Source organism: Novosphingobium sp., assembly GCF_965214355.1.
Classification (GTDB): Bacteria; Pseudomonadota; Alphaproteobacteria; order Sphingomonadales; family Sphingomonadaceae; genus Novosphingobium.
Window position 1 is genome coordinate 2,334,980 of record NZ_CBDCBI010000002.1, and the last position, 12,074, is coordinate 2,347,053.

At 63.7% G+C, this 12,074-nt stretch carries 13 protein-coding genes; 3 read left to right on the plus strand and 10 right to left on the minus strand.

The features are described from left to right. Nucleotides 1–161: 161 nt before the first annotated feature. Nucleotides 162–1,154: a 50S ribosomal protein L11 methyltransferase gene (locus tag ACOOE2_RS11015; RefSeq protein WP_420383046.1), complete on the plus strand. Its 993-nt coding sequence runs from the start codon at nt 162–164 to the stop codon at nt 1,152–1,154. Between the two features lie 70 nt (nt 1,155–1,224). On the opposite strand, the gene ACOOE2_RS11020 is transcribed toward ACOOE2_RS11015, so the two are convergent. The 5 genes from ACOOE2_RS11020 to ACOOE2_RS11040 all read right to left on the minus strand — a co-directional run bounded on the left by ACOOE2_RS11020 (nt 1,225) and on the right by ACOOE2_RS11040 (nt 5,042). Beyond that, nucleotides 1,225–1,401, minus strand: coding sequence for a hypothetical protein (locus ACOOE2_RS11020; RefSeq protein WP_420383047.1), 177 nt, complete (start codon nt 1,399–1,401; stop codon nt 1,225–1,227). 80 nt (nt 1,402–1,481) lie between these two features. Then, nucleotides 1,482–2,183, minus strand: coding sequence for an SDR family NAD(P)-dependent oxidoreductase (locus tag ACOOE2_RS11025; RefSeq protein ID WP_420383048.1), 702 nt, complete (start codon nt 2,181–2,183; stop codon nt 1,482–1,484). A gap of 106 nt (nt 2,184–2,289) precedes the next feature. Further along, nucleotides 2,290–3,183, minus strand: a complete 894-nt coding sequence (locus tag ACOOE2_RS11030; protein ID WP_420383049.1) for a haloalkane dehalogenase — start codon at nt 3,181–3,183, stop codon at nt 2,290–2,292. A 39-nt stretch (nt 3,184–3,222) separates the two neighbouring features. After that, a complete protein-coding gene (locus ACOOE2_RS11035; protein WP_420383050.1) occupies nt 3,223–4,242 on the minus strand; it encodes a zinc-dependent alcohol dehydrogenase family protein in 1,020 nt (339 codons plus the stop codon). Nucleotides 4,243–4,295: 53 nt separating this feature from the next. Beyond that, nucleotides 4,296–5,042 carry an SDR family oxidoreductase gene (locus ACOOE2_RS11040; RefSeq protein ID WP_420383051.1) on the minus strand — a complete coding sequence of 249 codons (747 nt, stop codon included), beginning with the start codon at nt 5,040–5,042 and terminating at the stop codon, nt 4,296–4,298. 286 nt (nt 5,043–5,328) lie between these two features. Here ACOOE2_RS11040 and ACOOE2_RS11045 point away from each other — a divergent pair, with 286 nt between their 5' ends. Both ACOOE2_RS11045 and blh read left to right on the plus strand, forming a co-directional pair. Continuing rightward, nucleotides 5,329–6,048 (plus strand): TetR/AcrR family transcriptional regulator, encoded by a 720-nt coding sequence (locus tag ACOOE2_RS11045; RefSeq protein ID WP_420383052.1) that lies wholly within the window; start codon nt 5,329–5,331, stop codon nt 6,046–6,048. Between the two features lie 79 nt (nt 6,049–6,127). Continuing rightward, nucleotides 6,128–7,453, plus strand: coding sequence for a bifunctional sulfur transferase/dioxygenase Blh (gene blh, locus ACOOE2_RS11050; RefSeq protein WP_420383053.1), 1,326 nt, complete (start codon nt 6,128–6,130; stop codon nt 7,451–7,453). A gap of 49 nt (nt 7,454–7,502) precedes the next feature. Here the strand turns inward: blh and ACOOE2_RS11055 are convergent, their stop codons facing one another. From ACOOE2_RS11055 to ACOOE2_RS11075, 5 genes are all read right to left on the minus strand, one after another. Continuing rightward, nucleotides 7,503–8,087 (minus strand): SOUL family heme-binding protein, encoded by a 585-nt coding sequence (locus ACOOE2_RS11055; protein ID WP_420383054.1) that lies wholly within the window; start codon nt 8,085–8,087, stop codon nt 7,503–7,505. 77 nt (nt 8,088–8,164) lie between these two features. Continuing rightward, nucleotides 8,165–8,668 (minus strand): CinA family protein, encoded by a 504-nt coding sequence (locus tag ACOOE2_RS11060; RefSeq protein ID WP_420383055.1) that lies wholly within the window; start codon nt 8,666–8,668, stop codon nt 8,165–8,167. Then, nucleotides 8,665–9,300: a LysE family translocator gene (locus ACOOE2_RS11065; RefSeq protein ID WP_420383056.1), complete on the minus strand. Its 636-nt coding sequence runs from the start codon at nt 9,298–9,300 to the stop codon at nt 8,665–8,667. Before ACOOE2_RS11065 ends, ACOOE2_RS11060 begins: the two co-directional genes overlap by 4 nt. Nucleotides 9,301–9,306: 6 nt before the next feature. After that, complete coding sequence (gene ligA / locus ACOOE2_RS11070; RefSeq protein ID WP_420383057.1) at nt 9,307–11,367, minus strand: NAD-dependent DNA ligase LigA; 2,061 nt, start codon at nt 11,365–11,367, stop codon at nt 9,307–9,309. After that, the gene (locus ACOOE2_RS11075; protein ID WP_420383058.1) at nt 11,367–12,065 is read right to left on the minus strand and encodes a GNAT family N-acetyltransferase; all 699 of its coding nucleotides are present in this window, start codon (nt 12,063–12,065) and stop codon (nt 11,367–11,369) included. Before ACOOE2_RS11075 ends, ligA begins: the two co-directional genes overlap by 1 nt. Nucleotides 12,066–12,074: the final 9 nt, after the last annotated feature.

Here is a 12,074-nt window from a genome sequence, read left to right on the forward strand (position 1 = left end):
CCAGATCGATGCCCCGGCCAAACGCGCATGCGGCAGGAACGTCAAGTACGATTCGTATTAGTGATTATGTTGCAGTGCGCAACCTGTGCCGGGGGGCATCGTGGACGGGCGGCATCCCGGCGCGGGTTGCGACCCTGGCCCTGTATGTCTAAGGCCCGGCGATGACCGAACAATCACCCGCCGAACACCCAGGTGACGACGCCTGGAAAGTCACCTTCCTCGCCCCGCGCCTGGCGATCGAGGCGGCGCTTGTCGCGCACGAGGACGCGTATGACTGGGATCACGACATCGTGATCGCGGGCAGCGAGATCGATCCTGCGCGCCCAGAGGAATGGCAGCTGGAAGCATGGCTGGCGCGAAAGCCGTCGCGCGCCGACCTGGCCGCGATGCGCGCGCTGTTTGGCGGCAACGCGCCCAAATCACAAATCGAACACCTGCCGCCGACCGACTGGATCACGCTGAGCCAGGCGGGTATCGAGCCGATCCGCGAAGGGCCGTTCCACGTCCACACCCCGGAACATGCGCCCAGCGCGGAACCCGGCGTGCGCAACTTCGTGATCCCGGCCAGTCAGGCGTTCGGCACCGGGCAACACGCAACGACCGCCGGATGCCTGGCGATGCTGACCACGATGAAGCGATCGGGCGTGGTCGTGCGCAATATCGCCGATATCGGCACCGGCACCGGGCTGCTGGCATTCGCCGGGCTGCACCTGTGGCCCGCGTCGCGCGCCATCGCGAGCGATATCGACCCCGTCTGCGGGCCGGTGGTGGCGCTGAACGCCGATGCCAATGGCGTGCGGCTGGGCGATGGCGTGGGCCGCATGGCGATGGTGATCGCGCCCGGGCTCGATCATTCGCTGCTGCGCGCGAGCGCGCCGTATGACCTGCTGATCGCCAATATCCTGGCCGGGCCGCTGACCGAACTGGCCCCGGAATTCGCAGCGGCCGTCGCGCCGGGCGGGCATATCGTGCTATCGGGATTGCTGACCACGCAGGAACCGGCGGTGCGCGCTGCCTATGCGCGCGCCGGGTTGCGCCTGGCCGCGCGGATGACGCGCGGCGACTGGTCGATCCTGTGGTTGCGGCGGCGGAGTTTTGGCGGTTCGCGGTCGAGCCGGGTTGGTGCTTTACCGGAATGGTCGAAGCGGTGGTAGTCGGCGAGCGGTTCTACCCAAATCCCGATATGCCGTACTCAGCTGCAGCTCAATTCATGAGCAAGTCAGATCAGGTGCGCTGTCGCAATTCCTCTTTGAGTTGCGCTACCACCCGTTCCAGGCGTTCAATGCGATTGAGGGGGTAGTCGCTAACGTAGTCGAGCGATTCCAGGAAAGCGCCGGCAACTGCCAGGGCACTGCGAAATTTGCCCGGTGCTGGTATGAGATTGTTCGCTGTGTGTGTCATCGAAAAGTTCCTTTTTTGAAACTGGATCAGGGTGTCGGTGGTGCGGGCCGCGTCAGTCGGCGCCGTTTGGGGACGCGCTGCTAGAACCGCTCTGTCCATGGCCGAAGGTCGATTTCGTGAGACCATGCGTTCCTGGGCTGGACGAGGACGTCGATGTAAGTCTGGGCGATTGCGTCTGGATCGAGCGTACTGTCAGGCTGATCGCTCGGCTCTGGCCGGCGCGCTGAGCGGACCCTGCCGTCTATGTTGAAATGCGCGACGTGGATCCCCTTTGGCCCCAGTTCTCGTGCCGCGCTTTGAGCGAGCCCGCGCATGCCGAACTTTCCAATCGCGAATGCTGCCGATTGGGCGAAGCCCTTTGCGCCGGCACTCGCGCCGGTAAAGAATATCGCGCCATACCCTTTTGGCTCCATGCGTTTGGCAGCCTGCTGGGCAGCCAGAAAGGCTCCGAATGCGCTGACCGCGATGGCCTTCTCCACCGCGGCGGGATCGACGTTCGCCAGCGGGCCGGGTACGCGCGCGCTGGCGTTGTAGATCACGACATCAGGTACCGCGACCTGGCGCTCCATATCGAGGAACAGCTGCGCCATCTGGTCAGGTTGCGTGGCATCCACGGCAAAGGCGGCGCCGCCCGTTTCCTGCGCCAGCGCCTGCAGCTTGTCTGCATTGCGCGCTGCCAGGCCGACTTGCAGGCCGTGTTGCGACAGGCGCCGCGCGAGCGAAGCGCTGATCCCCGGCCCTGCGCCGATGATCAAGGCAGTGCGATAAGCTAAAGTGGACATGGCATTCTCCTAAATTGATGTGAAAGCAGCAGTTGCAGTGTCCTGGATAAGTCGCGTCCAATGGCGACCGCCGAACTTTGCCAGGCTCATGCAATCAGTGGCGATGTCAGGCGATGTCCCGCAGCCGACGGACGAAGGCGGCAACGCCCGGTGCGACGGTTTCTGGATCGTCTTCAGGAATGAAATGATCACCCTGCACCTGAATTTCCTCCTGATTGGCGAAGGTCCGGACGAACGCGACCTGGTTGGGGTTTTGGTCGATGACGCCCGGCGTCGCGTGGAAATAGAGCTTGGGAACAGGCGTCGTCGCCAACCACTGCGAATATGCGCTCACCGCTTCGACCACGTCGGCCGGCTCGCCCGCGATGGGAAGCTGGCGTGGCCAGCTCAGGGTAGGCCGGCGATCTTCGCCCGGGTTCAGGAACGGACGGCGATATTCGGTCTTTGCGGCATCGGAAAGCGGCCGGCCCATTCCCAAAAGCAACTGCTCCACGAAGATATTGTCCTGCAGGACCATGGTGTCGCCAGCGGGTGAACGCAGCGCCTGGAATGCCGGACGGACGTTTTCGCCGAAGTCGGCCCATTCGAGCGGCATCACGATCGATTCCATATAGGCAATGCCCTGGACCCGATCGGAGTGCTTGCTCATGTAGTCGAAGGCGAGCGCCGAACCCCAGTCATGGATGACGAAGATGATTTTGTCGCCAAGACCCAGCTTGTCCCACAGTGCATGGATATAGCTGCGCTGTTCGGCAAAGCTGTAGCTGCCCGGTCCGGAATTCGGCAGTTTGTCCGAATCCCCCTGGCCAACCAGATCGGCGGCGATCAGCCGTCCCATACCCTGGACTGCCGGCATGATGTTGCGCCAGAGATAGGACGAGGTCGGATTGCCGTGCGAAAAGACAATGGCGTCGCCTTCGCCCTCGTCAATATAGGCCATGCGCTGACCATTGACGGTCATGAACTTCTTCTCGGCGAAGGGTGCATCTGTCAGTTGCATCGTCGTATCCTTGAAACTTGAGAGGTTTTCGGCGTCGCTTTAGTCGAGCCGAACGACAATTTTTCCAAAGGTCGCTGGGTCCTGAAGCTTGGCCAAGGCATCCTTGGCCTGCTCGAACCCGAACACCTGCGCGATGACCGGCTTGAGCCTTAGTGTGGCGATCGTGCGTGCCATCGCTTCTGCCATGTGAACCGGCCCGACCCCCGATCCTTGAAGCCGGATCTTGTTGAAGAGAATCGGCGAGGTATCGATCGGCTCGTTGAATCCGGTCAGAAGCCCGATCAGGCTCACGAGCCCCCCGGATCGCACGGATTTGAGTGACTTCGGCAGCGTGCCGGTGCCGCCGACTTCGATCACCTGATCGACGCCCTGGCCGTTTGTCAGGCGCAGGACTTCCTGATCCCAATCCGGGGTCTCCTTGTAGTTGATAACGTCCGAGACGCCCAAAGACCGAAGGCGCTCTGCTTTGGCATGGCTTGAGGTCGTCGCGATCACCCGCAATCCGCTGGCCAGTGCGAACTGAATCGCGAACAGCGACACACCGCCGGTGCCCAGCGTGAGCACGGTTGCCCCGGAGGCCGAGCGCGGCGTGGACTCCATGACGGCGTTCCAGGCTGTCAGGGCAGCAACGGGAAGAGTCGATGCCTCTTCGTAACTGAGGTGATCCGGAACGCGAATGACCCCGGATTCGGGAAGCGTCACGAGTTCGGCCAGCATTCCGTCGAGCGGGCCGCCCAGGCCGTGAAGTTCGGCATCGGCAGGAAATTGTCCGTTCTGCCAGTGCTGATAATAGGAACCGAAAACGCGGTCGCCGACGCCCCAGCGCGTTACGCCCGCACCCAGCGCGACAATTTCTCCCGCGCCATCAGAGACCGGGATCACATTCGCTTTTGGCGGAATGGGAAAATATCCACTGGCCACCATCAGGTCCCGGGTGTTCAATGACACGGCTTTCACACGGATCAAGACCTCGCCGGGACCGGGCGTGGGATCGGGAAGATCGACCAGAGTCCAACTGTCCAGACCTTTGCCGGTTTCGATGATATTGAACGCTTTCATCACGTGTCTCCTTGTCAGCTTTGGCGTCATTTGCCGTAACGGGTATTGGCGGGTCAGAGTTGCGACTGACCCCCATCGACCGGAAGCTCGGCGCCGGTCGTGTAGGTCGCGTCGAATGCAAGGAAGAGGACGGCTTTGGCGACCTCCTCCGATGTCCCTAAGCGTTTCATCGGATTGGCTTCGCTCATCTGCCCGGTCAGCTGGGCCGCCATGTCCTTGTCGGGAAACGACTTGGTCCAGCTTGGCGTGTCGATAGGGCCGGGAGAGACCGCGTTGACGCGGATCCCCCGAGGAGCCAGTTCGACGGCGAAAGTCCGTGCAAGGGATCGCACTGCGGCCTTGGTCGCTCCAGCAGCAGCCAGCATCGGCATTCCCTTGACGTTCGAGATCGCAGTCGTGAGGACGACCGAACCGCCCCGGTCGATCAAGGGCGCGAGCTTTTGAACGGCAAAGAACGATCCCTTTGCGTTCACGGCGAACACGTCGTCGTACATGGCCTCGGTGGTGTGCTCGAAAGGCGCAAAGACCGCGATCCCTGCATTGACGAAGAGCAGGTCGAACGTTTCGAACTCTGCCCTGGCCCGAGCGGCGAGGGCGTCGATATCTGTCAGCGACCCCGCATCGCTCGAAACCACAAGCGCGCCATCTCCCAGATAGGTCTGCGCCGCTTCAAGGCCGCCTGCCGAGCGACTCGTTACCAGCACGCGTGCACCGCCATCGACCAGCATTTTCGCTGTCGCGAGGCCGATGCCACTGGTGCCGCCGATGATGACGACCTTTTTACCTTCGTAACGAGCCATGCGAATTCTCCTGATCGGCGTTGTCGGCGTCCGGCTTTTTCGAACTACATCGTACATAAATGTGCGCCGCGAGTCGGTCAAGGCATTTTTGAACTGTTTGTTTTAAATTTCTACCAGGTCATTTGCTCGATAATCCCGCGCGAATATCGCTAGCGGTCCAAACCGCCATGACCGGTGCGATGCAATCCCGCATCCGCAAGCGTATTTACGCGGCGCGAACTGCCCCGGGCGCTGGTTGAAACCTGACTGATTGCTTCATGCGCCTGCTTGCCGCGAAGCGCCGGTCATGCCCGATCCACAAGGAGACAGCCTGGGCTTGCTATTTCAAACTGTTCGGTTATATAAAGCCAAGCAACAGTTACCCAAGGATCACGACTCGATGGCACCAACTATCACCCGCTCGCGCGGTCGGCCGCGCAGCTTCGATGAAATCGAGGCCTTGGAAAACGCAATCCGCATTTTCCGGTCGAAGGGCTATGACGGCGTGACGATCGACGATCTTGTCGGCGCGATGGGCGTAGGCCGGCCGAGCCTTTATTCGATCTTCGGAGACAAACGGGCAATATTCTTGCGCGCGATCAGGGTGTACGCAGAGCAGTACGGCGCGCTTGCCGCAAAGGCACTCTTTTCGCCGCAGACTGTGCACGCGGCGCTTGCCGGTTTCCTGCGAAACGTTGTCGAAAATGCGACCGCGGAAGGATCGGCGCCGGGGTGTCTCGTCGTGTGCGTCGCGCCGCTCGTGGACGATGCAGAAGTCCGCCAGTTCGTGCAGGACGTCGCGGCTTCTGGCGCGGCACAGCTCGAACGCCGCTTTCGCGACGGAGTGAGCGCGGGCGAGTTGCCGTCTGACTTTCCCGCATCCGCGCGCGCGATGCAGGTCATGGACCTTGCTCGCGGCCTGACCATGCGGGCGCAGATGGGAGCGCCGCGCAAGACGCTTCTCAAGGACGCCGAGGAAGCGGCACGCTTTGCCCTTCTGCCGCTGGGTGAAACACCCGCGTTGTAAAGGTGATGCTGCCTGGCGCTGACGCCGATCCGTCCGCTGGCGCACACGATATGATCCATAATGTCACGAGGTAACAATCATGCATATCATCAGGATCAATGACCGTCTGTCGGTCAGCGCCCAGCCCGATCCGGCGTCTTTCGCTACGTTCGCAACGCAAGGGTACAAAGCCCTTATCAACGTCCGCCCGGACGGCGAGGAACCCGGTCAGCCGGGTAATGCCGCCGAGCAGGCTGCGGCATCCGCTTCCGGGCTGTCTTACAGCTTCATACCGGTTGCGGGATCGAGGATCACCGAAGCCGATATCGCCGCCTTCCAGGACGCGTTCGGCAGCGCCAAGGGTCCGGTGCTGGCCCATTGCAAAAGCGGCGCACGCGCGCTGACGCTCTATGTTCTGGGTGAAGTGCGCGAGGGCCGCATGCAGCGCGACGAGGTCGAAGTCCTTGGCAGGAACCACGGCTTCGATCTTTCCGCCGCCGTCCGCTGGCTGGATGCCGACGCCGCCCGGGTTCCCAAGGTCAAGGCCTGGTTCGATGTACGAACGTCGAGTGTCCAATATATTGTCATCGATCCAGCGAGCAAACACTGCGTCATCATCGATCCGGTGCTCGACTTCGACGAAAAATCGGGCGCAACCGGCACGATGAACGCCGACGCCATCCTGGCTTATGTCGCGGCAGAGGGTCTGACGGTCGCGTGGATTCTCGACACGCATCCCCACGCCGATCATTTCTCGGCGGCGCAATATCTCAAGGGCAAGACTGGCGCACCGACCGCGACGAGCGACCATGTCACCGATGTGCAGGCGCTGTGGAAAGACATTTATAACGAGCCCGAGATCGCGACCGATGGCTCGCAATGGGACCGGCTGTTTGCCGACGGTGAGACGTTCAAAGTCGGCTCGATCGAAGGGCGTGTCCTGTTGTCGCCGGGCCATACGCTGTCTTCGATCACCTATCTGGTCGGCGATGCTGCTTTCATCCACGACACGATGTTCATGCCGGATGGGGGCACCGCTCGCGCCGATTTTCCCGGCGGCAGTGCGAAAGTGCTGTGGGGATCGATCCAGCAGATTTTGGCGTTGCCGGATGAAACGCGCCTGTTCACCGGCCATGACTACCAGCCGGGCGGCCGTCATCCACGCTGGGAAAGCACGGTGGCCGAGCAAAGGCGGATCAATTTGCATGTCGCGGGCACCGACGAGGCTGGTTTCGTTGCCCAGCGCGAGGCTCGCGACCTGACATTGTCCATGCCAAAGCTTCTGCTGCACGCGCTGCAGGTCAATATTCGCGGCGGGCGCCTGCCGGCACGGGAAAACGATGGCAGGCGCTACCTCAAGTTCCCTCTCGATGCGCTAGAGGGATCGACATCAGACTTCCGGGGCCAGGGGTTGGGCGGCCTTTGACGCGCGCATCACAAGCGCAGGCTTATGATGGCGACGCCCGCGGAGCCCGTTATCCCACCGGGATCATTACCTCGTTGCGCCGAAACGGCGGCGCGACGAACGGCGAATTGTAGACGGCGGTCACGGCATCGCCGGTCGCCTTGAGGCCCTGCCCGCTCAGCCACTCGCGCAGGCGCGCCTCCTGTTCGGCGACCTGGGGGCCGCTGCTCAGGCCGGTGAAACGCACCACCGCCATGCGGCGCGCGGGGAGTTTGGCGGCAGTGACGCCGTCGGGCATGGGCGGGAGGGTCGCGGCGGTGAAACGCGCGGGCATTACGAAGCGGGTACGCCAGGCCGACCCCACGCTGTCCGAAAGCACAGGGGCGGTCATCTTGATCTTTTCCTGCTTGTTGCCGAAGATATAGCCCGCAAGCCGCTGAAATCCTGTGCTCAGCGCAACGCTCCGTTCCCCGGGGACGGCGGTTTGCGCCACGAGTACGGGGGGATAGTCGCGCAGTTCGAACGCGCCGTCTTTCGCGACGACAGTATAGGCAGGCTGTTCGAGATTGTGTTCATACGCGCCCAACACGCCGTTCGCGAGCGTTGCGAGGCCAAGCCCGAGGGCGCCCCAGCCGACAATCTTCTGCGTCTTCATGTCCCGCTCCCATTTCCAAGTCCGTGTAGATCAACAACAATCCGACCATGACCCGGCGGACGCTTGGCCACCGTCAATCAATGCGCCGCGTTGGCAACCGTTCCGGCCAGCAACGTCAACGCACCGGCGGCAAAGGCCATCATGTTTGAAAGACGATCCTCGCTTCCGGTCCGCACTGTGATCGCGGCGCGCAGCCCATCGGGCCCGACCACCCCGATCGCGCTGGTCCCCGATGGCACGCCGAGCGGATGGACCCCGGGCCCGGCTGCGCCGGTTTCGGCAAGGCCCCAGTCGGCATCATAGCGCGCCCGGATCAGGTTGGCCTGCGCCAGCGCGTACTCTTCGGTTGCTGACGTCAGCCCGCGCAACGAGCCCGGCTCATGCGCCAGAATCAGCCTGCGGCCCTTTAGCGTATAGATGATGCCGCCGCCGCTGTAGAACCGCGATGCGCCCGGCATCGCCAGCAAACCGGCCGACATCAGCCCACCGGTCGCGCCATCGACCACCGCCAGCGTTTGTCCCCGCGCGACCAGCAAGCCGCCGGCCCTTGCGCCGACGGCGGCCAGATCTTCCAGAGTCACGCGCGTGCGCCCGCGATGGCCAGGCCGAACGCCACGAACACGCCGCCCGTCACCCGGTTGAACAGCCGCCGTCGTCCCGGCCGACGCAACCATAGCGCCAATCCACGCCCGCCGAGCGCATAGACAAAATACCACGAGAATTCGATCGCCCCGAACGTGGCGACCATGATCGCAAACTGGCCGCCCTTGGGCTGCGCCGGATCGATGAACAGCGGCAGGAACGCGGCGGCGAACAGCAGCGCCTTGGGATTGCTGATGCTGACGGCAAACGCCGTGCGCAGCAGCCGCCAGCGCGACGGGCCCGCATCGGCGCGCGCTGCCGCTGTCTCGGCGATATCCTGTTCGGCGACAGGGGCGGTCCAGGCCTTGTACCCCAGGAACACGAGATACGCCGCGCCTGCCAGCTTCAGCACCGTAAACGCCGCCGGGATCGCAACCAGCAATGCGGTCAGGCCCATTGCCGACGCGCTCAGCAGGCACACGATCGCGCAAAAACAGCCGACCATTGCAATGATCGCGCGCGCCAGGCCGAATTCGATACTGCGCGTCATCACATGCAGCATATTGGGCCCGGGCGAACCAGAGATGAAGAAGACCGTCGCCACAAACAGCCACCAGGTGTGCAATGCCATGGTATCTTACCCCTGTTCCTGGCCAGCATTTCGCACGATTTCGGCCCATTGGGCTTCGTCGATCACCTTGATGTCCAGCGCCGCCGCCTGCTTCAACTTTGACCCCGCGCCGGGGCCTGCCACGACCAGGTCAGTCTTGGCCGACACCGATCCTGCGGTGCGGGCGCCCAGTGCCTCGGCCTGCGCCTTGGCCTCGTCGCGGCTCATCGTCTCGAGCTTGCCGGTAAATACCACCGTCTTGCCCGCGACCGCGCTGGCCCGCGTTTCCACCACATAATCGGGCGGGGTCAATTCAGCCAGCAGATCATCCCACACCGCGCAATTGTGTGCCTCGTGAAAAAACTCGCCCAGCGCCTCGACCACCACCGGGCCGACGCCGTCGATCCCCAGCAAGTCCGCACGCGCTTCGGCGTCACCCCCATGCGCGCGTTGCGCACAGTCGCGCACGGCGGGTAACGTAACGAAGCGTTTCAACAGATCGCGCGCGGTGACCGCCCCGACGTGGCGAATGCCGAGCCCGAACAGCAGCCGCGCGGCATCGGGCGTGCGGCGCGCGGCGATGGCGGACAGCAGGTTGTCGACCGACTTTTCCTTCCACCCCTCGCGCCCGATAATGTCGTTACGTCGCGCTTTCAGGCGGAAGATGTCGGCGGGGCTTTCCAGCCAGCCCAGTGCAAAGAATTCCGCGATCGTCTTGTCGCCCAGCCCCTCGATATCGAGCGCGCCGCGGCTGACGAAATGGCGCAGGCGCTCGGTACGTTGCGCCGGGCAGACCAGTCCGCCGGTGCATCGCACATCGACTTCACCCTCTTCGGCAACCGCCTCAGAGTGGCATTGCGGGCAGTGATCGGGGAATGCGAACGGCGCGCCGGGTTCGTCGCGGGTCAGGTTCTCGACGACTTGCGGGATCACATCGCCGGCGCGTTGCAGGACCACCCGGTCGCCCACACGCACGCCAAGTCGCGCGATCTCATCGCGGTTGTGCAACGTTACGTTCGTCACCGTTACGCCGCCGACCAGCACCGGGCGCAAGCGGCCGACCGGCGTCAGCTTCCCCGTGCGGCCGACCTGTATATCGATCGCCTCGACGACAGTCTCGGCGCGCTCGGCGGGGAATTTGTGCGCCATGCCCCAGCGCGGCGATTTGGCGACAAAGCCCAGGCGGTCCTGCCAGTCGAGCCGATCGACCTTGTACACCACGCCGTCGATATCATACGGCAAGTCCGGCCGGCGCGCCTGAATATCACGGTAGTGCGCGACCATATCTTCGACCGAAAGACAGCGCACCAGCAGCGGCGAGACCGGTAGGCCCCAGCGGGCGATCGCCGCCATCACGCCAAACTGCGTGCCGGCCGGCAGACTGCTGTGCGCGCCCCAGCCATGCGCGAGGAATTGCAGCGGACGGGCGGCCGTCACGCTCGCATCCTTTTGCCGCAACGATCCGGCGGCAGCATTGCGCGGATTGGCAAACAGTTTGTCGCCCTTGGCCGCCTGCGCCACGTTGAGCGCGGCGAATGCGGCATGGCTCATATAGACTTCGCCGCGGACCTCGAAGACGTCGGGCGCTTCGCCGGTCAGCGCTTGCGGGATATCCGCGATATGCGCCACATTGGGCGTAACATCCTCGCCCACCTGCCCGTCGCCGCGTGTTGCGGCGCGCACCAGGCGGCCCTTTACATAGCGCAGCGAACACGACAGCCCGTCGATCTTGTCCTCGGCGGTCATCGCGAGTTCGGCCTCGGCCGGCAGCGCCAGGAACCGGCGCACGCGCGCGGCGAATTCGGCGACTTCCTCGTCCGTGAACGCGTTGTCGAGGCTCATCATCCGCACGTCGTGGCGGACTTTCGACAGCGGCGAAGTGCTGATGTCGTTGCCGACCTTGCGGCTCGGGCTGTCGGCGCGGACCAGGTGCGGAAACTCCGCCTCGATCTCGGTGTTTCGCCGCAACAAAGCGTCGTATTCGAAATCGGTAATCTCGGGCGTATCGAGCGTATGGTACAGCCGGTCGTGATACGCGATCTGGCGCGCGAGGCGCATCAGTTCATTGGCGGCTTCTGCTTCGGTCATCACGCCTTTCCCAGGATTGTCACGACACGCTGGCTGCGCTCCACAAAGCCGATCGCGCGGTACAGCGCAATGGCGCCGTCATTGTCGGCATAGCTGTGCAGAAACGTGGTCAGCCCGCGCGCACGATGCCCGGCCATGACATGACAGATCAGCTTTCGCGCCAGCCCCTGCCCCCGAAACGCGGGATCGGTGCAGACGCCGCTGACTTCAACCAGGCCCGGCCCCGGACGCAAGCGCTCGCCAGCCATCGCGATCAGGCGGCCTTCGTGACGCAAGCCGTAGAACGGTCCGTAACGCCAGGTCAGCGGGCCCCATGGGCCGGGGCGAGTGGCCAAGGCGAGCGCGGTCATGTCGGGGACATCGGTTTCGCCGAGCAGGATGAACGTCTGATCCGGGTCGGGTTCTGCGTAACGTTGCGCCACCATCTGCGTTAGAACGGCGGTTTTGCGCACAATCGTGCCGGGGGGAGAAACACCATTGTCCTCGACCGTCCAGATCTCGTCGTCGTGGTCGCGCAACAGGCCGGCCAGCGCAGCGTCGTGGCCGGGTGCGGCGGCGGCGAACGGGCCGTAGCCGGGGTTGATCCGCCAGGCTGCGGGCGATCCCTGCGCCAGCGCGGATTGCGGGCCGGTCAGCGCGAACCAGGCTGGGCGGTCGAGATACTGGGCAAGCGTGTCGTGCATGGTAGGTGCCATCATGTTGGCGCC